Source organism: Bradyrhizobium yuanmingense (assembly GCF_025200905.1).
GTDB classification, from domain to species: Bacteria; Pseudomonadota; Alphaproteobacteria; order Rhizobiales; family Xanthobacteraceae; genus Bradyrhizobium; species Bradyrhizobium yuanmingense.
The window spans coordinates 1,021,812-1,043,422 of the sequence record NZ_CP104173.1; the positions used below are offsets into that span (position 1 = coordinate 1,021,812).

The following is a 21,611-nucleotide window of genomic DNA, read 5'->3' on the forward strand; positions in this document are numbered from 1 at the left end:
ATGTTACAGAGCCCAAATGCCGTGCAGGCTGTGCTCAAGAAACAGTCAATTGAGGGTTGAGATCATGCCGAGCGCTTCCTTGCTTTGCTGTCTCCGATCTGGCGCGTTGGGCGAAAAGGAAATCGATGTGCGAACACATTTTGCGGATGAATGGCTCGCGGCCAAACTGCTGGGCGTGAGCAACGATAGCCTCGGGCTCAAAGGTCATTCGCTCGAATCGGGCAATGCTATTGCTGATGGCATCAATGGTCTGCTCGTCGAAGAAGAGACCAGTCAGGTCGTTTGCAACTGTTTCGGTAGCGCCCCCCCGCCCGAAAGCGATCACCGGACGTCCGCTCGCCATGGCCTCTACCGGGACCATGCCGAAGTCTTCTTCTCCCGGGAAGATGAGCGCGCGACAGCGCGCGTAATGGTGCTTGAGTGCCTCGAACGGCTGCGGTCCGAGCACGGAAACGGTCGGGCCGGCGAGGCGGCGAATCTCGGATAACATCTCGCCGCCGCCGATGACCACCAGCTTCCGTTTCAATTCGTTAAACGCGCGTACCGCAAGGTCGGGCCGCTTGTAGGACACAAGTTCGCCGGCCATCAGATAGTAGTCGCCGAGTTCGGAGGAGGGGCACGGCGAGAATGCTGCAGTATCCACTGGAGGATGAATCACGTTGGCGTCGAGACCGTAGTAGCGGCGGATGCGGCCGGCGACGGTTGCGGAATTGGCAACGAAGCTATCGACCCGTGCGGCGGAAGCGACATCCCACAGTCTTAGATAGTGCGCAAGCGAGGGCATGGCCAGCTGCGCGAGCGAACCGGCGCTGGCTCGGTAATCGTGAAACATATTCCAGATGTAGCGCATGGGTGTGTGGCAATAGCAGACGTGGAGGGCGTGAGGAGGAGCAATGACGCCTTTTGCCGGTCCGGATTCGCTGCTGAGAATCAGATCATAGTCGCGCAAATCTAGCTGCTCCAGAGCGAGCGGCATGAGCGGGAGATAGGTCTTGTACATGCGTGGAGCGCGCGGTAGCCGATTGATAAAGGTCGAAACAACGCGGTGTTTGCGAATAGTTTCGGAGACCATTTCTGGAACATAGACGTGCGTATAGATGTCCGCCTCGGGATACATCTCGCAAAGAGCTTCGAGGACTTTCTCGCCCCCGCGCATCCCCACAAGCCAATAGTGAATGATCGCGACTTTCATGCAGTCAGCCCTTCGCGAATTGATCAAAGATGTGCTGTGATTGCGCATTGGGATCGAGCGGACATCTATGCTTCAGCGTGGTAGGACTTCAGGGGCAGGCGGACAGCCTTCGGCCGGACCAGGCCCGCGCCCGTACACGTGGACATAGTCGACCAACAGCGTGGAAGGATTGGGTGTCTGATCGATCGGCCAACCACCGCCGAGGGCCAGGTTCACGAGAGGGTAGAGCGGACCGTCGAGTTCAGGTGGAGTTGGTTGGCTCCACACCGGGGTTCTGTCGAAGAAGAACACAATGGCCTGCGGCGAGATATCTACGCCGAAAGTGTGGAAGTCTTGCACAAGCGCATCGTTCGGTACCGTGACCTTCTGCCCCTCGCCCCGGGTCTTCTGCGGTTGTTGCTTGTACCAGATGTGCGTGGCGGCCTGATAAGCGGATGTGAACTGCCCATAATATTCGATGACATCAAGTTCGACGTTTCCTTCCGTCACCGTGGCGGGCTTCAGAGCGGCAAGCCAGAATGCGGGCCACGTTCCCGGACCGGGCGGCATCTTCATACGTGCTTCGAAATAGCCGTACCGGGTTCCGGTCCCGGCGCCGGAAGCATCGGCCGCAGCCAGAAGACCCGACGTCCACTTGCCGTTCCGATCCTTCGAAGCAGTGATGGTGAGAACTCCGTCTTCCACCTTGAATGGCCCCCTCGGTCCCGGATTGGCAAATGCCGCGTCGCCGAAATCGCCCGACCAAGGGGTGTGTGCGGTCCAACGGGCTGCGCCCAGGCGGGTCGCTGAGACACTGAGCTCGTTGAAGTCTTCAAGCAAGACGGGATGAAGTTCACACGATGCAGGCTGCTCGGCCGCGAACGCAGAACCGAATGAAATCCCGACCGTGAGCGCGACTATCGTGACTGCCCAGGTCGGGCGTTTTGTTGCATGCCCCTTCTCGGTCATCTCGCTCTCCTTGATCCTGCATCGTGCACTTCGACCATCACACGGCCCCTGCGCGGCCGCTGATCCGAACACCAAAGCCATACAGTGCGCCGACATAGACAATGGCGCCGAACAGAGAGATCACTCCCAGTTCAAAAAACGCAGCCAGATGGAGCTCAGGCAGCTTGTATCGCAGGCTGATCACCAGAAGGGTCATCACCGCCGATGCGGCGGCGATTGGCCATAGATTGGCCGCCTCAGACGCGACGCTGGTCCCGACCAGTTGCCGGGCTCCCATCAAGGAGAGGGCGAACATGATAAACGAGACCGCGGCCCGTGCAGCCACCACGCCTGCAAGCGAATAGAAGTAGAAACCCAAACACATAAGCAGGATCTTGGCGCACAGCTCGACCAGGGTGAGGCGAAACACCAGATGGGTTCGATTGGTGGCCAGCGCCAACGAATGCAGAGGCTGATAGAACGCGCTGAGGACGGTCGATAATGCGAGCCACCGCAAGTAGATTCCAGCCTCGCCCCACTGCGGGCCCAGCAGGACCTCGGCGATCAAGTCCGAGGTCAATGACATTCCGATGCAAGCCGGCGCGGCAAGTGACATCGTGAGCCGGGACGCCTTCGAATAGGCGTGACGGAGCCGGTCCTGGTTCTGGTTGATCTGCGACAGTGCGGCCATGAGAGGCTGCATCGCCGGGCCTATCAGGCTCTGGGTTGGCATCACCGATAGATCGCTGGCGATGGTGTATTGACCCAATGTGGCCTTGCTCGATGAATAGCCAAGCAGGATTCGATCAAACTGCCAGCTCAGCGCGATGATGATCTGGGCGCCGCTCAGCCAACCCAGAAAAGCCGAGAACTCCCGAAACTTCGACAGCGAGAGGTTTGGTCTGTAAGGGGCCAACAGGTACGACATCGACGTGGCGCCCAAGGACGCTGCGATGCCGCTGGCGACGATGGCCCAGTACCCAGCGCCAAGTTTGACTGCTGTCGCTGCAATGATCGCTGCGGCAAGTTTGCCAAAGATCTCGGTAACAAAGACTGGCCTGAAAGCCAGGCTGCGGGTGTGCTCGACCATTCCAGGGCTATACAGGCTGCGAGCCAAGGGTCCGATGGCGCTCACGATGATCAAGCTGGCCAGGCGGGAATCCTGGTAAATCTGCGCAAAGGGCCACGCCACGAGCAAAAGCACCAATGTCAAGGCGATGCCTCGGAGCGCGCTCAAGGTGAAGGCAGTATCCAAGTGCGACTTCGCTACGCTTGGCAAGCGCGTCAGAGCCTGCAGCGTTGGTACCTCGAGCACCATGTCCGCAATAATCGTTACGGTAGCGGCGAGGGCGGTGAGGCCGAAATCAGCGGGCGTTAAGATGCGTGCGAGCACCAGAAGCGTGACGAAATCGATAGCCCGGGCTGTTAGCCTGGACGACACAGTCCAAGCGGCGCCCAAGAGGGTTTTGCGGGCAAGCACGACTCAATGCCTGCACGTTGCGACGAGGCATTGCCTGGTCGCCGATGCGGAAAGAGTGCCGGCTCGCGCGGCTTCACGAGGCAGTGGCGTCATCGCGAGTGCCTGTGCTTGGAGATAGTGGTCGCGGGCCCGAGCTCTTGTCGCTCAGTATGATGGTCGCTGCTCGCTCGGGTTCAAGACGGCCTCTCAGGACGTCGGCGCAACCGAGCACGTTACCGCGAAGCCGGCCCCGCCGGTCGATGAAAGGTTCAGGTCTGGCGGCGCGCGCCAGGTTGATGGCGACGTTCCGAAAGATCTGCATGGTTGCCTGCCGAGGCGTCATCGTGCCTTTGCGCAGCAGGTAGATTGGATTGACGACTTGCGAATAGCCCAGGCGATCTCCGGCAACACGGCCCGCCTTCAGTCCCATATGCACGCCTCGGGCGCGGGGGGATTTGATCAGGCGGCCGCCTCGCTTTGCGAGCGCTGCGCCAAAATCCCGGTCTTCCTGCCATCCGTAGAGGACGAGCCGCTCATCAAAGGTAATGTTGCCGATCGCAGACATACGGAAAGCCATGTTGCAGCCGTACGGGCTGAATGGTTCGATGCGCGGTGCTTCGGGCGACAGCGTGCCTTCCGTCAAGATGCGCCGCGCTTCATCAAAGCTGAGACCCGGTCCGAGGATGCCGTCAGCATAAAGATAACCAGTGAAGCCGACGACCTCTGGTTCGTCTCGAAACGTTTGCGCGGCCGCGGCCAACCAATCGGGATCCGCAAGAAAATCATCGTCGAAGAACACGATCACGTCGGCCTCATTACTGAGCACGGCCAACGCGGTATTTCGCTGAGCCGGCAAGCCGCCGGGGCCGGTGACAAGCCGAACGCCGGGCAGCTTGGCGGCATCGCCCGCATCTTCAAGGTTGACGCAAGACACGATGACGGCGTCCGGCTTGAGGGTTTGGGTTTGCAGCAAGTGAGTCAGGGTTGCCGTCACCGTTTCGGGTCGTCCTCGTGTTGCGATTGCCACTGCCACTCTGGGCATGCGTCCAACGGTGGTCTCACGCCTTCTCAGAGCCGATGTAGGCTCTTCCATCAGCTCGACATATCCAGCCGCGGTGCGCGCCCAAGAAAACATCTTGATCCGCTCGCGGCCACGTCCGACCAGTTCATCGCGCAGATCGCCGGATGTCGAGAGCTGCCGAATGCATTGAACCCAGCGTCGTGGATCGTCGGGGGGGACGAGCAAAGCGGCATCGCCACATACTTCGCTCATGCTGGCGCGATCCGAGGCAACGACGGGACAACCACGCGCCATGGCTTCGATGATCGGAAGTCCGAAACCTTCTGTCCATGATGGAAAGATCAAGCACAAGGCGCGATCCATCAGATAGGCGAGATCGTCATCTGTGACGCGGCAGAGGAGGGTTAAGTCGTATGCTTCCGTTAGAAGCTCAGGGGAAAATATGTCCGCGCCGCCACCGGCGACGATCACGCCGATGTTCATTGCGGCGAGCTCCGGCGCGATGGTGCTAACCAGCTGCAGGTTCTTATGCGGAGCGCGCGATCCGAGCGCCAGCACGAACCGGGCGCCGGCCGCAACTTGGCAATCCTTGCGCGCGAGGCTGGGGTCCCAGGCCAAGGCGTGCTCGTGTCCATTTGGAAGCACTGCAATGTCCGCGGCGCGTAGCGGCAGGTGCCGGGCAAGTTGTCGGGCCGAATAGGCTGAAACGGTGGTGATCCTTGCAGCGCGCTTTGCCAACAGCGGTTGCAGCACGCGATAGGTCGCGCGAAACGCTGGTCGATAGCTCTCCGGTGCGTCGAACACGTTGGCGTCGTGAATACACACGACCTGATCCGGTTTGACGGCCGGCGCTGTGTTGCCGAGATTGAGCAACCGTCCGGGCCACCGCCCGGGAAGAACCAATTGCTCCCAGAGGTGTCCGCCGAGCGGCCCCGCCGTAATGAGCGGCATGGCCTGAAGCCGAGGATCGGGGGCGGCCGCGGGGGCAATGATCGGAACGATTGCGCCGGACCCGACTAGTGCCTGATTCATTGCCGCCGTGACGCCCTGGGCGTAGCGCTGCACGCCGCTCGTGGGCTGAGTCAGATAGCGGCCATTGACGGCAAAACTGCTGGATGCATTCATGCTTTGGCTCCCGATGGTTTGGACGGCGTGAGCAACACTCCTTCGAGGTGATCCCGCGGTGAAGCGCAAGCCAGCGCGGCGAGAGCGTAGAACAGCAGACCTTGCTCCACGGATGGAGCTGCCAACGTGTCGCCAATGATGAGAGCAAAACATGCATTGCGCGCGGCTAGGCGAGCGTCGGTCTCATAAGCCCGCGGACCATTCAATGGTGCGAACAGGGCTGTTGCCGCGAAAAGGAGGTAGAAGGCAGTTCCCGGAATACCAACGTTGGCAAGCAGTGCGATCGGAAAACTCGATGTGCGGATAGTTCCGAGCCCAACGCCGAAACCAAAGGAGTCATAGAAGTTCTGTAGGGCAGCCGCATTCCAAGAGCTGCGCTCGATGGCCGAGGTCGAAGAGGATTTGTTGAGAATCAACGTATCGACATAGGTACGCGCCGTTTCGCTGGCTCGTTCGTCGAGGAGCACACCCAAGATCACGATGACCAGGAGGATCGGCGTGCATAGCACGGCCGCGGAACTGAGCGGACGGTTCGGTTGAAAGCCCGATCGCCGCAGAAGTCCGGCGTAGAGGATCAAGCCGACCAGTGGAGCCCCAGCAAATCCTGTCGAGGAGGTTGACAGAACGACAAGCGCCAGCGATGCAAGCGCCATCGGGCCGGTGAGCATTGGCATCCTACCGCTCAGAAAGAGGGTGCCGGTGAACGCGAACGCTCCGAGAGTGGCGCGCGCGAATGCGGAAGCTTCGGGAAATGAACCGACGATCCGCTTTACGCCGTTGACCTGATCATCGGCGTGCATTGTGTACCGGGCGTTCCGCATGAAATCGAGGAGACTTTGGGTGCCTGTCGCATACGTTCCGATGTCCAGCATGGCGAGCAGGACGTTTCCGGCGCAATAGCCGAGTACTGCGGCGACAACGGCGCGAAAGCCGGCATGAGTCGTTGCGATCGCGGCCGTGATCCCGAAGCAGGCAAGATCCGCTGCCATGTAGACGGACTGAGTAAAATTGCTGGACACGGGCCCAAGCGGGACGGTTGAGCCGGTGTCGGCGTATTCCGACGCGCCAAGCGGAACGATCTGCGTTGCGCCAGCCAGTAAGCGCGGCATCAGGACAGCAGAGCCGACGCCAAAGATCACCAAGCACAACAGCCAGAATCCGGGTTGGCCGTAGCTGATGGCTCGCATCGCAGCGGCAGCCTCGTGGCGCCGAGCGAGCACTGCTGCCATGGCAAAACTTAAGAACAAGTGTGCCGGTTGAATGTTTGCGCCGCCGACGAGGATGGCGGCGGCCGCGCCAAACAGGGCAGTGCCCATCAGCACGCCGAAAGTGGCGCGATAACCGAGCGGCAGGCAGAGCAACCCGAGTAGGATGGTCAAAATCCCGATCGGTTCTAGCGACATGGCGCACCGCCGGGGTTTGACTCGAGTACGCTGCGACACGTCCTGACCAGAGTCGCGGAGCCAGCGCGGCTGACCGGAGACGGCACGTGAAGTGCTGCTGGATTCGGCATCGGCTTTTTCAATGCTGGCGAGCCATCATGCCCCTGATAGAATGTATGGAATCAAGCATCGGCAGCAGAGCGTGCTTAAGAACGGGGAATTGCCGAGCTATTGCGCCCTCACGCCAGAGTTCAAATCGCAGCGATGCCAGCCTGCTCAACACCGGCTGGGGCTGCTCGGCGCGCAATGCCTGCAGCACATCGGGTCTGCCAAAGTCGACGGATCGGCCCGGCACTTCGAGGCATCGCAATTCGCCGGCGGTAGGCCGCGTAATGGCCCGCTTGAGCCGAAGCCAGGCGGCATCGGCATCGCGTAATGCCGTTGCCCCGCCGTCGATCGGAAGGCTGTCTACGTAACTGAGCGCACCGGACAGCAATTCGTTTCCGAGGCTGGCATCGCTGATCCCAAACCGGATGTCGCCGCAATTGGCCGCGACACCCTCTCCCTCGTCGACAAAGGAAGTGACCGAGGGGATCCTGGGCTCGAACAGGCTCTCAATCAGATGCCAATACCGCAGGACTGAGGAACGGACGTCGAGCGGACTATAGCGATTGCGCTCAACCAAGAGACCGAAAACCTGCTTGAAATGTTCTTCGCTGTGTCCCTTATAGTTTGATCGGGCAAACTGAATGGTTTCAATTTGTAGCGCCGGAAAGGCACTGGCCAATAGCCGCTGTGTGCTTCCGTAGAGACCGGTATCGCACAGCAGAATTCGGCGAGCATCGCCCCGGAGTTTGGCAAAGTGCCGCTCGAACAACGCGTTCTGCACGCGGATGTCAGACAAAACCGTCTTCGCGCGATCGTCGAACAACATGGTCAAGAATACGTCTGCACGAAATGGCTGCTTCCATTCCTCTGGCAGCTCGTAGCGTCCTCCACCAAGGGCACAAGCTACATCAAGAAACGAGCGGTCGCGAAACTCACGGGCAATCTCCTCGAGCGCGGAAGCGCTGCGAACCAGCACCGCAGCGCGCGCCGCAACGAGGCGTGAGACCATGAAGTTCTGCCGTGGCATGCCGAGCGGCAGCGAAAGCCGAGCGATGACTCGTTCGAAGACTTCCCTTATTCCAACACCGCCGCGAGCGCAGAACAGCAAGGTCGCCTTGTCGCATGCGTTCACTTCGGCGGCGTATAGCCAAATCAGCAAACAAAACTGAGTGACGATGGGCCCAAGGACAACACGTCCAAACGCGTACGCATTTTCGGGTGGCTCCGCTGCCGAGCATTTGCCGCGCTTTGGTCGCGACAATGCGGCCCGAGCAGCAACCAAACCGCCATTCGCCTTGCGCAAATAGCTGAACCAGACCGGCCGGGGTGTATGAATGACAGTTAATCCATGTGCCGAGGCGCGACGGACGTCGGCATGCGGATCATCGCCGATGTGCAGAATTCGTCCTAAGGACACCCCTTCTGCTTCGGCGACCCGGGCAAACAGGGCACCGTCACGCTTGGTGCATCTCTGATCGGCGCTGCTGTAGATCTGATCAACAATATCGTGCCCATGAAAATGCGAGATTAGTCCATCGAGGTCAGCAGACGACAGCATGGTGTCGCTGACGGCGACAACGCGGCTGCCCGCCGCTCGGCGTGCGCGCAGAAATCCGGCCAAGGTCCGGTTTGCAACGAGCGAGGTCTTCTCGATGTCGAGTTCAATTGCCAATCGCGCAACGATCAAGGAATCCGGAAGACCCAGCAAGCGAAGTTGCCGATGGATCACGTCGGGCAGTCGGACTTCACCGGAACCGCGCACGGCGAGCGCTCGGAAGGCAATTCGCTCGGCTTCTTGTCTGGCTCTCGCCAGCAGAACAGGTTCGATTTGCCAACCGCGCGCCCGAAGAAGGTTGCTGAATAAATGCTCACCTTGCACAATACGTGAGCGAGCGGAGCGCACGGTTCGCAGCAGAAGCGTATCAAAGACGTCGACGGATATCAGATCGATTCCATCGGCGGCTCTGACGCGCTCGGCTAGCCTATGTGATTTCATAAATTACCAAACTCCAACGCACCGAATGACGCAAAACACGCGTAACGGTCGCAAATTGATTTGTGCTAGGCGGGCTCCGCAATTAGATGTTGCTCAGATCAATAAATTGCTTGTAGCATTTTGCGTGCCAACTCTGAGGGGCGTTCATATTTAAGAATTATATGGACCGGCGAATTACCAGCCGAATTCTCACGATCTCAGCTGACCGTTCCAGCGAGGGGTATTTAGAGAATAATGATGCGATCGCTTACTAAGCATGGGATTTCCGCGCTCGCTTCTGTTGCCTCCAGGGCCGCACAAAGCGCGTCGTTGCGCAGGATGATCTTCAATGGCATCCGCTTGCGGCGCCCTGAAGTGGAACGTTTTGGTCGGATGGACGAGATCCGCTTCTTGGCCTATTGCTTTCTGAATCGCGATCGATCGCGATCGCAAATACTTCAAGACCTGTGGGTCAGCTACGAGCTCGGAGAGAAGCAGGGCGGATTCTTTGTTGAGTTTGGTGCAACCAACGGCGTTACGAATAGCAACACCTGGCTGTTGGAAAAGGAATACGGCTGGCAAGGAATTCTAGCTGAGCCGAATCCAATCTGGCACGACGCGCTCGCACAGAACCGGACTTCGCGCAAGGATCGTCGGTGCATCAGCTCTAGCTCAGGCAAGAAGGTGCGTTTCTTGGTAACGAACGAAGTGGATCCGGAGCTCAGCGGGGTAGCCGAGTTCGCTTCGGGTGACCACTTTGCAGCTGTGCGTTCTGCCGGCCAGGAGATCGAAGTTGAGACGGTTTCGCTGAACCAGCTTCTGGCGGACTGCAATGCTCCCCGCAGGATTGACTACATGTCGATAGATACCGAGGGGAGCGAGTACGATATCCTAAAGAGCTTCGATTTCTCCCGCTACAGCATCGATCTACTCAGCGTGGAGCAGAATCGACAAACGGAAGCTGCGATTCAGGCGCTTCTTGCGACGCACGGATACAAGCGAGTCTTCGCGGAGTTCTCGCAGTGGGACGGCTGGTATGTGCATTCGGAGCGCATGACCTCTCGGCGTGGCACGAATCTTGACGGGCAATTGGCGCAAGCCCCGCGCAGGTAGCGTTGGTCGAGAAAACGAATGGCTGACCAGACCCGGACTGAGCCTGAATGAAAGAGTTTTCAGCACGAGCAAGAATGCCGCACATGTCATCGTTAGGGCCCGCGGCTGAAGCAAAGCGCATCAATGTCGCGATGCTGCTCAGCTGCAGTTCCTTCGAAGGGTTTTTTGGGTGGGTGCAGGGTCAGACGCGCGCTAGCTATCTCGAGCGGTATCGAAACGATTGGGCGTGGTACTATGCTCGCGGTTTGAGCCGAAACGGGATTAGGCCGATGCTCTATATCCCCTCACTGCGGGAGTCGGGAAAGTTTGCCACCGATGTTGGGATCGACGTTCGATTTCTGCCGCTCGAGAGTTGGTACCAGCTGATCGAACGGGTGTGGGTCAAGCGCCTGTCGCGCCGTTCGCGCTGGTCCCTATATGCTGAGGAACGGTTGAACACGATTGCATTTATGCGGCCGCTTCGGAAAGCGCTGGCAGCGGACAGAATTGATCTGCTGTACGTGCAGGAATATTGGAGCGGCAGGTTCGATCACCTCGCAGGTCGAATTGATTTGCCAATAGTCGGTGCAGATCATGGCGGCCTGCCGGATCGTGTCGTGAAGCTGTTCAAACGCGATAGCTTTTGCAGGGCGGCGTTGCTCTATGGTCAAACCGAGCAGGAGTGTCGCATCGTCAGTCGCTATGGCGGTCGATCCCGTCTCCAGCCGAACGGCTGCGACGTATCGGAGTTCTTTCCGGATGCGGCCGCGAGCCGTTCCAAAACGATCCTGACAATCACGCGTTTGACCAACAGGCAAAAGCGCACGACCGACCTCATTCGCGCACTCGCCAACCTGCCAGAGGAATGGACACTGGATATTGTCGGCACGGGGCCGGATAAGGACCTGATGCAGGGGCTCGCCGCCAAGCTCGGCTTGTCGCACCGGGTGCGATTTCATGGATTTGTCGACCGATCCAAGGTGCGCTCCTTGCTGTGCCGGTGCGGCGTATACGTGATGCCCTCGGCGAACGAGGCGGTGGCACTTGCTGTCCTGGAGGCAATGGCTTGCGGTGCGGCGGTGGTTCTGAGCCGCATACGGGCGTTTGAGCAATTGGTCACGCACGGAGTTAATGGCGTGCTATTTCCCGTCGGTGACGTAACAGGTCTATCCGCCGCCATCCTCGATGCCTGGCGCGATCACCAATCACTTGGCCGAGCAGCAATCGAAACTGTCCACCAAAGCTACAATGCGGAGAAGCTGTACGCGGAGCTGGCAGATAGTCTGCGAAGATCCGCTCATCACGCTGTAGCCACCGCGGCGGAATCAAGCTTGAACTTGGAGGCTTTGTCTTAGCGGCATGAGGCAGGAAATCATAGGCGACGCTCCCCCATCTTTTGAGAAGGTTTGCGTAATGAAGGAATTGTACGAGGGTGATGCTTACGGAAAGAACAATCCGACATGGCATGAGGAGGATGCGCCGTGGAAGGCGGGTCACGTCGCGCAGATGATTCGGCGAAACAACATCCCGACCCAGCGTATATGCGAGATCGGCTGCGGGACGGGCGAGATCTTGTTGAACCTGGAAAGGACGTTTCCGGATGCGCGCTTATCGGGGTACGAAATCTCGCCCGATGCGTTCAGGCGCGCAGCAGCAAAAAGTACTCAACGTACGAAGTTTCACTTAAGCAACCTCCTCGGCGAACACGATTTAGAATTTGATGTTATCCTCGCGATTGACGTGATCGAGCACGTTGAGGACTATATCTCATTCATAAAGCAGTTGCGTAGGTTTGGAACATTTAAGATCTTTCACATCCCGTTGGATCTCTCCGCGCAATCCATTTTGCGGGCTTGGCCGATTGCCGACCTCAGACGCAATGTCGGACACATTCACTACTTCTTCAAACAGTCAGCGTTGGCCACGCTCGAGGATTGCGGCTACACGATTGTCGATCATTGTTACACCGCTAGTCGGTTGGAATTGCCCAATCAGGCCTTCACAAGCCGTCTCATGCGAGTGCCCCGCCGCCTGATGTTTGCCTTCAATGCGGATCTCGCGGTGCGTTTGCTAGGCGGCTACTCGCTGTTGGTCCTCGCAAAATGAGGACCGGCGCAAGTCGGCTGGGTTGCGGTCATAGGCTGAGCCGGGTGATCGGCCTCAGTTGGAGGCGATCGATCCTGAATTGGAGCTGCGCTTATCCGCTGCAGCCAGCTCGTCTGGCGCAATCAGCTTGCGCTGATAGGCACGAAACAGCGCGCGGATAATGACGCCGACAAAGTAACCGCCTTGCAAGATGGCTTGGGTGGCTAAGACGGCAAGAACGGTTTCAAGCCCGCCGAGGCGCTGATTAAGTGTCAGGAAGATCGTGACAAACAGGACAAGCAAGGCAAAGGGGAGCAATGCCCGAAATCGGAAGCGCAGCCCCAACACCGCTCCGAAAATTGCCAGTCCGATCGCCGCGTATTCCATTACAGTGTCCCGCGATACGCGAAGTCCCCTCGAAGAGCTGAGCTGAAACAACGTCCTTGCGATCGGTTTCGCGCCCCCTCACGCCGGCCGGAGTTCGACGCCTCGCCTCGCTTGCCCAACCGACGAACCCGTCAAGTGACAGATCACCTGTTGCGAGAACGTAAACTCGCAGTGTGGCAAGATCTTGTGGCGGTGCAGCACTCTCGGAGCGCCAAAGCCAGTTTGGTGCATCCGAACACAGCTTAGGTCGGCTTGCCAGGCCAAGCTCTGTGAAAGCCACCGACGAGCCACAATAGCAAGCAGAGGAACCAGATCAAGTTAGAGGTTCCCCCCGTCAACGGATTTTTTTCGGCACAGCGCTTTGGTGTTTCGGCCGATGTCACCTTGGCAGGGTATTTGCAACGCAAGCATCGTTGGTTGTTTTTTTCTTGAGGTCAATCGTCCCGGTGAACGCGCCGGACCAAGCACTGGGTGTCTTGCATCTTCCCTGGCTATTTGCCGCAGGTGTGCATGCGTATTGTACAATTACTCAATCATACACGCCGGCTGAATGGTCATGTGCATGCCGCCGTGGACCTCGCCTGTGCGCAGGTGAAACTCGGCCATCAGGTGGCGATGGTGAGCGGCGGCGGCGATTTTGATGCCTTGCTCGCGGAAAACAATGTCGAAAACATCCGCATTGGTTTGGAGCGTCGACCTAAGGAGCTGCTGCAGGCCACGCTGTCGCTCTATCGGCTGATGCGCGATTGGCGGGCAGAGGTGGTTCATGCCCATATGATGACCAGCGCTGTCCTTGCCTGGCCAATTTGCAAGTTGCTCGGAATCCCGCTCATCACAACCGTTCACAATGAATTCCAGTCAAGCGCAGTCCTTATGGGCCTCGGAGCGAGAGTGATCGCGGTTAGTGCAGCCGTTGGCAAGTCAATGCGAAGACGAGGCATCCCACAGTCGAGGATCCGCGTGGTTCTGAACGGAACAATCGGTGCAGCGCGTTTCGAGCAAAAGGATCGCACGCCAGCCTCGCTTCAATCACCGGCGATTGTGTTCGTTGGCGGACTGCATCCGCGAAAAGGGCTATCGGACCTCTTTTCTGCGTTCGATATAGTTTACGCGGCGCTTGGAGCAGGACGCTTATATATTGTGGGCGACGGTCCGCACCGCGAGCAATATGCCGTCCAGGTCAGCTCGATGGCATGCGCGTCGGCGGTGACCTTCTTGGGTCCTCAAGATAATCCTTTTCCGTTCCTGTCAGGGGCCGACATATTCGTGTTGCCGTCGCACGCTGATCCCGCTCCGCTGGTGCTGTCGGAAGCGCGGGAAGCTGGCTGCGCCATCGTCGCGACCGATGTCGACGGAATTCCTGAATTGCTTGAACAGGGACAAGCAGGCGTTCTCGTTCCCGTGGGCAACCCGCAAAGACTTGCCGAAGTATTGCGCTGTTTGCTCCAAGACCGACAAGCCGTGCTGGAGTGGAAAAAGAAAAGTCAGTTCAATCTAGAGTTTCTTACAATTGAGCGAGTCGCTCGTCAAACGCTGGCGATTTACGAAGAGGCGTCAGGTCCCACTCATGCTCACGCCTGAAGCAAGCGATGTCAGTGACGCAGCTACAGCGACGACGTGCTCGAGAACAGAGGCTAGCGATGCTCCCCAGCTCGCCGTCATCATCACCTGCTTCAATTACGAGGCTTACGTTGAGCGAGCGATCAGGAGTGTCTTAGACCAGAACTGCGATGCCTGCGAACTCCTGGTGGTGGACGATGGCTCAACTGACGGCTCCTGGGAGACGATCACCCGCTATGCGGTGACTGCATTCAAGATCGAAAACCGCGGGCAGCTAGGGGCCTGCCTGTTTGGGCTAGAAAAGACCCAAGCGAGATTCATCTTGTTTCTCGACGCCGATGATGAGCTCAAGCCAGGTTCACTGGCCAGAATCTTGGCCGAACTAGACGAGCGCGTTGCAAAACTTCAATTTGGTCTGGCGCTCATCGATGCCGAAAGCAGGCCTGTCGGATCATTCTCGTCGCTCGAATCGTTTCGGGAGCGCGACCGATTGGTCGATGAGGTGCTCAGACGCGGCGTCTACAAGACGCCACCGACGTCTGGAAACGTATTTCGTCGGGATGTCTGCGAGCTGCTGCGCGAGGTGGACTATGACAAGGCCGTTGACGGAGTGATTTTGTTTGTTGCTCCATTCTTTGGGGACGTCGTCAGCCTTTCCGAAGAGCTGGGAAACTACCGCGTGCACGGCCTCAACGATTCGCAGCTCGGTCAGCTTCCAAGCGCTTCGTTGCTGCAGCGCGATATCAAGAGGTTTGTGGCACGTACCGAGCATTTGCGCGCGATTCTTGCTCGAGTGGCTCCGGGCCGAAGATTGGTCGAGCCGCAGGGCGCCTTTTACTATCGCGAGCGCAGCTTCTGCCTTCAAATCGTATCGGCAAGCAGCTCACGCGCTTCGATGTTGCCGAAATTGATAGCGAGTGTTGGCTCTGAGCCTTTCCCGATCGTTCAGAAAATTGCGCTGATTGCTTTCTTCGTGCTTGCGGCCATGCTGCCTCACGAACCAGCCAGAGCACTGATGGCCTACCGGTCTCGAAACCGGAGACGATCGGGACGCCTCCGCTTGGTTTCGCGGCGCTAGATAAGGCGCTGCCATTGGCTCAGTTGCGGCCCTTCTCGGTGTCGCCATTCACCCCTGGGAGCCGACCGTTCACGGGCCGAGCTATCGGTTCCACCCATCTATCAAACTAGATCATGGAAGCTGAAGAGTTGGCCGAGCACGTTTCCGATCGCGCCCTGCGGCAGGTTCGTACCGTTGAAGCTGACCGAGTCCACGTAAAGATTGCGGTCAGTTTCGAGGGTGCCGTCCCAGCGGTCGTTGAGAAGGTGGACCAGGACAGTGTGATCGCCGGGTCCCCAATCGCCGTGCACGGCAATGGTCTCGGATTGATTTGCCGCATGCGATGCATGGGCCGTCAATGTCCCACCGACTTGGTTGCCATCGACCGAGATAGTGTAGAGCGCGTCGCCCAGATAGGCATCTTCGCTGATCTTGAACACGAGTTGATCCGGACCGGCGCCGATCGATGTTGATGAGCCGTTCTGTGTTTGTGAAGGCGTGCCGGTTGAATTTGTCGGCGGTGGGGGCGTTATCACCGGCGTGGTCGGGTCGGCCGATGCAGCATCATGGAAGCTGAAGGTCTGTCCGAGCACGTTTCCGATGGCGCCTTGCGGAAGGTTCGCTCCGTTGAAGCTGACGGAGTCCACGTAAAGATTGCGGTCGGTATCCCAGGTGCCGTCCCAGCGGTCGTTAAGGAGGTGAACCAGGACAGTGTGATCGCCGGGTCCCCAATCCCCGTGCACGGCAATGGTGTCGGATTGACCGGCCGCATGCGATGCATGGGCGGTCAATGTCCCGCCGATCTGGTTGCCATCGACCGAGATGGTGTAGAGCGCGTCTCCAAGATAGGCATCTTCGCTGATCTTGAAGATGAGTTGATCCGGACCGGCACCGATCGATAGTGATGAGCCGTTTTGTGGCCGTGAAGGCGTACCGGTCGAATTTGTCGGCGGTGGGGGCGTTATCACCGGCGTGGTCGGGTCGGCCGATGCAGCATCATGGAAGCTGAAGGTCTGTCCGAGTACGTTTCCGATGGCGCCTTGCGGAAGGTTCGCTCCGTTGAAGCTGACGGAGTCCACGTAAAGATTACGGTCGGTATTCGGGGTGCCATCCCAGCGGTCGTTAAGGAAGTGAACCAGGACGGTGTGATCGCCGGCTCCCCAATCCCCGTGCACGGCAACGATGTCGGACTGACCGGCCACATGCGATGCATGGGCCGTCAGTGTCCCGCCGACCTGGTTGCCATCGACTGAGATGGTGTAGAGCGCGTCTCCAAGATAGGCATCTTCGCTGATCTTGAAGACGAGTCGATCGGGACCGGCGCCGATCGATGTTGATGTCGGCGTTGCTTGGGGTGTGCTCGACGCGGTTACAGCACCGTAGGTCCCGGGATCATCACCCGCGGGAGATGAGACTGGCTCTAGAGAAACGGCTGTGGCCGACGGGTCGGCAGAGTAAACGCGGATGTAATCGATCTTAATGGTGATAGGTACCTGCGCGAGGCTTGCGGGCTCTTGCGTTGCCAGATTCGCCAGAAGGTACATTGGTTGATGCATGTCGCTCGGCGTTGCGCGACTCCCAACCAGCTGGCCATCGATATAAAAACTGATCTGCTCATTCTGCCAATTCACGCCATAGGTATGATAGCCACCAGGATTTGGCAATTCGCTGTAGACCTGGAGCTGCGTCTGCCAGTTTTCATTCAGCACTGGGTCGGTTGTGTGAATGGTGCTGTATACCCCTTTGCTCCAGACGCCATAGTGCTCAACCACATCGAGTTCTTGCCACCGCCCGAGCCCGTTCGGGTCAGGAAGATTTTTCACGGGCAGCAGCCAAAATGCATCCCAAGCACCCGGTGACGACGACAACTCTGCCCGTATCTCGAAGTAGCCGTACTGTTGCGAGAAATTTCCCTGGGTTGTTATCAGTCCGGACTCCCAGCTGCCCGGAACTCCGAATGGAGTACGATCCGGAACAGCGGTAATCGCAAGCGCTCCTTGGGAAACAGAGAAAGGATCGTATCCCGAGCTGGGGTCGACGAAAGAGCTGGTGCCGAAGCCAACGTCGGACGCCGCATCGCCCCGCCATTCGGCTCTGGTGTCCGCCCACTTCGTGCCGACGCCAGTAAGTGAAATGCTCCTGGAATTGAATTCATCGTCGAAAGTCAGCTTGTAGCCGCTAAGATCGATCATCGAAAATCTCCGCGAGTAAAGCCCTGAGCGGTACGAACGAAATATCTGCGCGAGAAACGAATGCTTCGAAGTTGCTGCGGTGAAACGTGCGAGAGACTTGATCGCGATGCGTTGTTCGCTCGACGGCTCGGAGTATAAAACTTGCGTCAGTACACAGTTCACACGAATCGGATCGTCAGTGTCGGCATGTGAGGGCCTGACATACCGCACGCCCTTCGAGAGCGAACTTAATGGACCGGATTCACCGCGATCTCTCTCGACTATACGCCCGTTAAGCCTGGAAGTGCATGGTGACGGAAGCGCATCCCTGCACCAATTTTAGGCGATTGCCGGCGCGGAAGCTGACCTCGCGGTCCTGCGTGAATCCTCCTGAATCACAACAGACGCAGAGCAGTGGGCTTGGGCCCGAGCCAGTCAGCTGCGGTCGGCTGATAGCGCGTCATAAGCCAACCCGCCATGACTTCGGACCAAGGCGCGCATGGACCAGGTCTCGTCGACTCTCGGCAATTCCACGGAGCTACGATACGGTAAGCCTGCGTGTCCAGAGTTGCGGGTCGTGACGCGATTGTATGCGCAGGAAAGCGTATTGGTCGGAAGCTTCGTTGACGTTGAGAATGGCCGTACTCAGATTGTCGAGAACCAAAATAGCTCTGCCTTCTCGGACAAGCAGAACCAGGTGGTTTTCTCCGGTTGCCCGAATGCCAACCTCCGCAAGGAGAAGAGACGAACTCGGCCAACCAGCTCGCAGCAGGAGATGGCGCTTTGTGACAGCATAGTCCGCGCAGTTTCCCTCGCTGGGAAAGATCTGCCAGTCATAGTCATTCCGGCTTGCCGCTAACGCCTTCGGCATGATGCTGAAATTGACCATGGAATTGATCTGGTTGAGCTGTCGCCATCGCTGACTACGAGAACGGAAATCTGTGATGCGCAGATCGCCATGTTGCTGGCAATCTTCGGGATATCGGACGCAGAACAGCGCGAACGAAAGGGGTGCGGCGACTTGCTGTTCAAAACCGCAATAGGCCGGTTGGCCGCAAATCCAATACATTATGGCAAGTGTGCTTGCAGCATATCGGATCATCACTTGGGCGCCTGACAGAAACGACTACACCATCGCTCCATCTTGCAGGCGCAAAAATTGGAGCGCTATATCAATTTTGGGGCAATTGATGCCTAGCCTTGAAGCGTCGCTGCCGCAGCTGTTTGCCAAACCAACAACGCGGCGCTGGCGCGCGAACGTGGTCGCAAGGATGCAATCACCGCTCCAGAGAAGCGGGACAGACTTCCACCTGAAAATTGGCTTCGCTGTCCAAAAACCTGCTTAGTACACTGAGGGCGCCAGCGTCGTTTCGAGCAGCCGCCGGCCCAATTTGCGGTGCCATCGCGGTGGCTGTTGGACCCGCAGAATGCACCCGGCTCTCAAGCCGAGCGACAACATAGCTGCGATCAGCCAGAGATCATCCATGACGGGGTTAGCCTAGCTATTCGCGCCGCCTCAGCTTGTAGCGGTCGCTAGGAGCAGACGTATTTCAGAGCCGTCGCCCGATCATCCGCGAGATACGATCTTGGTCATTGCCTGAGTTATGCCGACGCGCGCGAGAATGACGACAGAGATCCCGCAGACACCTCCAGCCACTTTGACCAGCACATCCATGAGGTGACCATGTCTATCAGCAGTTAGCAGCTGCAAGGCCTCCAGGATAACTGCGCTGCCGACGACGATTAGGGTTATGAGGATAGTGCGATTCGAGTAGGCCAGCACGAGCACGAGACCGAGGATGAAGAATCCGGCAAAGCGCTCGACGTTAGGCGGCGCAATCATGGGCCGATCGTAAATGGGAGCGAGCGTCACAACAGCGACAAGGGCGAGGGCCAACCATCCCGCCGCCAGAAAGAATTTGACCATGTCTTTTTGATCCAGGGTTCGTGTTCGGTGCAATGAGGCGAACAGCGCGAACATTTGGCCCTGTGCCACAGCGGTTATCAACCGTATCGGGTGATGAAAAGGTAGGCAGGGGCCGCACGATCGATTGGCAGAGACCGTTTTACGCGCGAGCCTGTATTTGCGTTCGTCCGAGTGAACGAGTTGTGAGCGCCTGCTATGGCGGTAGTTCGCAGCGGTTGACGGCTCCGAAGCTTGCGGGTGCGATGCCGCTACTCCGATGTTGCTGCGCATCCCGCGTTCGGGACTCCCATCAAGCGAACATCTCCGTGAGCGCAAACTGGAATCGAGAGTGCGCCGTCGGGAATTTCGATCTGATCCTTCAGCGCGGCCGGCGCATCGGCGCGCTAACGAAGCGCTGATTTCTGCTCTCGCGTAGCAGCAACACCCGTTTGGTTTGTGCGGCGTTCAGCAGGCCATCGAACAGGATCAGGACTTCGCGCGCCTGGACGTAAACTTCTGTGGTGACGGCGTCTCGATCGAAGCCATAGGCGGCAAGCCGCGCCTCGATCTCGGTCGCAGCGATGGGATCAATGCGCCAGCTCAGCGCATTTTTGCTGCGTGTAGTCTTCGGCCTGGGGTTCGAAGTCGGGATCGATCCTGGCCATGTCGATGCGCCGTAGCGCCGCTGCGATGGCCTGTTGGCGACGGGTCTCGAGCAATTTGTGCCGCAAGGTGCGGTAGCGCTGGATTTCCCAGGACAGTTCGGCGACATCGATGGCGAGCAGCCACTCGATGGCGGATCGGGGCGCAAGGTCGGCGAAGATCGCCTGCCGCAGTGCCAGGTAAAGCTCGAGGTGTTCGCCGGGCAGCAGCAGGGGCGGCAGTGCCAAGGCCTCAAACTCCACTGGTAGCGCGGTCGCGGTCAGCTGGTGTGTCGTTTGGATGGGACCGTTCATCGTGGTGAGGCCTCCAAGCCCAGGCTAGCGGGAAGGGGCGCGGCCTCGGTCGGACCCTGCGCCGGGCTCGTTGCCCACAGCTCCTGCGCGAGCGGCAGTGGGGCGATCTGCAGGTTCGCCCACCACGCCCGCTGGATCGAGAACAGCCACAACCCGAAGCAGATCCGGCCGTGATGGGGCATAGCTCGATCAAGGTTATATCTGACGTCTACGGGCACTTCTTTCAGACGCTGACGCGGATCAACGCGCCGCCGAAGCATTTCAGGCCCGATTGCTCGGGAGCTAATTTGATGTTGGATTGGTTTAAGTCTCTGTTTGGGCAAAACAAGGTAATCGCCCCCTCCTGGCCCTTGCATCTCGATGCCAGCTCCGAAGTTGCCTATCTGCGGCTCTCAAAAGCTTACCCGTCGGCGCGAGCGAATGGATTAGCAAGAGCGAGGCGGCCCAACTCTACTCAACCAGCGATGTTGTCTTCGATGAATGGGACAGCGCAGGCATACTCGCTGTTTCCGAATTCACGGCTTACGCCAAGCACGACTGCGATTTTCGCTTGGAGTCCGATCGCGTGATTTTCACTCGCAAGTGAGCGCAACACCAGCGCAACATCAAGGAGCTAAGCCATTGATTAGCTCAGCGCCCAAAACGTTTCTACCCCGCCGGTTGCAGGCTAGAGTCCTGCCGGGAGCGTAACTACCCCCTAAAATATCAATAGCTCGGCCGCTGTGCCTGTCTGAACGCACACCAGATGACAATTAAATTGCTGAGTTCACACGGTACCTCACCTGACCCAATGCTTCTGTTGCCCCGTTAGCCGCGCATACGTGCCGCTCTCATGCTGCTCTAGCCAGCCTCGCTCCTGTGCCAGCGCGACTGGGGCGCGGAACTGCTCGCCGGTCCCGCTCTGCCAGGAGGGGATGAAGATGCGTCGCGAAGCGTTGCATATTTGCAACCCGCGACGCCGGGCCGGTTAGTAAGCTCGTGGACCGGAATGACGAAAACATATTTCGCTTTGATATGATCGCGGGGACGAAAAATGTTTGATGTTTATCGCAATGGCAAGCGTGACGTGCTCGTTCTAAGCGCAGGCTCCTCAATCCCAGGCGCTTGTTCTACAAATAGGTGGCGCAAGAGCAGAACAAGAATTCTCAAAGTAAGCGAGGAGATTAGGTCAACGGTTCAGCGACAAGGGTATTACGTCCGTAGCTTGC

The 21,611-nt window shown here is 58.4% G+C and carries 16 protein-coding genes; 5 read left to right on the forward strand and 11 right to left on the reverse strand.

Translation table 11 applies throughout. The features are described 5' to 3' along the window. Positions 1-34: 34 nt before the first annotated feature. The 6 genes from N2605_RS04880 to N2605_RS04905 all read right to left on the reverse strand — a co-directional run bounded on the left by N2605_RS04880 (position 35) and on the right by N2605_RS04905 (position 9,210). A complete protein-coding gene (locus tag N2605_RS04880; protein ID WP_260345957.1) occupies positions 35-1,192 on the reverse strand; it encodes a glycosyltransferase in 1,158 nt (385 codons plus the stop codon). A gap of 72 nt (positions 1,193-1,264) precedes the next feature. After that, positions 1,265-2,140: a glycoside hydrolase family 16 protein gene (locus tag N2605_RS04885; protein WP_260345958.1), complete on the reverse strand. Its 876-nt coding sequence runs from the start codon at positions 2,138-2,140 to the stop codon at positions 1,265-1,267. 37 nt (positions 2,141-2,177) lie between these two features. Further along, complete coding sequence (locus N2605_RS04890; protein ID WP_225186828.1) at positions 2,178-3,599, reverse strand: oligosaccharide flippase family protein; 1,422 nt, start codon at positions 3,597-3,599, stop codon at positions 2,178-2,180. A gap of 73 nt (positions 3,600-3,672) precedes the next feature. Next, positions 3,673-5,724: a glycosyltransferase gene (locus tag N2605_RS04895; RefSeq protein ID WP_260345959.1), complete on the reverse strand. Its 2,052-nt coding sequence runs from the start codon at positions 5,722-5,724 to the stop codon at positions 3,673-3,675. Further along, positions 5,721-7,127, reverse strand: a complete 1,407-nt coding sequence (locus tag N2605_RS04900; RefSeq protein ID WP_225186830.1) for a hypothetical protein — start codon at positions 7,125-7,127, stop codon at positions 5,721-5,723. The genes N2605_RS04895 and N2605_RS04900 overlap by 4 nt, the downstream gene beginning before the upstream one ends. Before the next feature lie 118 nt (positions 7,128-7,245). Next, positions 7,246-9,210: a hydrolase gene (locus N2605_RS04905; RefSeq protein WP_260345960.1), complete on the reverse strand. Its 1,965-nt coding sequence runs from the start codon at positions 9,208-9,210 to the stop codon at positions 7,246-7,248. 234 nt (positions 9,211-9,444) lie between these two features. On the opposite strand from N2605_RS04905, the gene N2605_RS04910 reads away from it, so the two are divergent. From N2605_RS04910 to N2605_RS04920, 3 genes are all read left to right on the forward strand, one after another. Further along, on the forward strand, positions 9,445-10,302 hold the full coding sequence (locus N2605_RS04910) for an FkbM family methyltransferase (RefSeq protein ID WP_311735356.1): 858 nt from the start codon (positions 9,445-9,447) through the stop codon (positions 10,300-10,302). Between the two features lie 269 nt (positions 10,303-10,571). Continuing rightward, entirely contained in the window at positions 10,572-11,636 is a 1,065-nt protein-coding gene (locus N2605_RS04915) for a glycosyltransferase family 4 protein (RefSeq protein ID WP_260345961.1), read from the forward strand. 58 nt (positions 11,637-11,694) lie between these two features. Then, complete coding sequence (locus N2605_RS04920) at positions 11,695-12,387, forward strand: class I SAM-dependent methyltransferase (protein WP_036035408.1); 693 nt, start codon at positions 11,695-11,697, stop codon at positions 12,385-12,387. Between the two features lie 54 nt (positions 12,388-12,441). On the opposite strand, the gene N2605_RS04925 is transcribed toward N2605_RS04920, so the two are convergent. Next, positions 12,442-12,753: a hypothetical protein gene (locus N2605_RS04925; RefSeq protein ID WP_157286778.1), complete on the reverse strand. Its 312-nt coding sequence runs from the start codon at positions 12,751-12,753 to the stop codon at positions 12,442-12,444. 510 nt (positions 12,754-13,263) lie between these two features. Between N2605_RS04925 and N2605_RS04930 the strand changes: the two genes are divergently transcribed. Then, positions 13,264-14,334 carry a glycosyltransferase family 4 protein gene (locus tag N2605_RS04930; RefSeq protein WP_225186832.1) on the forward strand — a complete coding sequence of 357 codons (1,071 nt, stop codon included), beginning with the start codon at positions 13,264-13,266 and terminating at the stop codon, positions 14,332-14,334. After that, the gene (locus N2605_RS04935) at positions 14,321-15,391 is read left to right on the forward strand and encodes a glycosyltransferase family 2 protein (RefSeq protein ID WP_225186833.1); all 1,071 of its coding nucleotides are present in this window, start codon (positions 14,321-14,323) and stop codon (positions 15,389-15,391) included. The genes N2605_RS04930 and N2605_RS04935 overlap by 14 nt, the downstream gene beginning before the upstream one ends. A gap of 101 nt (positions 15,392-15,492) precedes the next feature. On the opposite strand, the gene N2605_RS04940 is transcribed toward N2605_RS04935, so the two are convergent. The 4 genes from N2605_RS04940 to N2605_RS04955 all read right to left on the reverse strand — a co-directional run bounded on the left by N2605_RS04940 (position 15,493) and on the right by N2605_RS04955 (position 20,403). Continuing rightward, positions 15,493-17,562, reverse strand: coding sequence for a carbohydrate-binding domain-containing protein (locus tag N2605_RS04940; RefSeq protein ID WP_225186834.1), 2,070 nt, complete (start codon positions 17,560-17,562; stop codon positions 15,493-15,495). Between the two features lie 517 nt (positions 17,563-18,079). Then, positions 18,080-18,643, reverse strand: a complete 564-nt coding sequence (locus N2605_RS04945) for a transglutaminase-like cysteine peptidase (RefSeq protein ID WP_225136188.1) — start codon at positions 18,641-18,643, stop codon at positions 18,080-18,082. Between the two features lie 465 nt (positions 18,644-19,108). Further along, entirely contained in the window at positions 19,109-19,522 is a 414-nt protein-coding gene (locus tag N2605_RS04950) for a VanZ family protein (protein ID WP_225186835.1), read from the reverse strand. A gap of 512 nt (positions 19,523-20,034) precedes the next feature. Further along, complete coding sequence (locus N2605_RS04955; RefSeq protein ID WP_260345962.1) at positions 20,035-20,403, reverse strand: hypothetical protein; 369 nt, start codon at positions 20,401-20,403, stop codon at positions 20,035-20,037. Between the last annotated feature and the right edge of the window lie 1,208 nt (positions 20,404-21,611).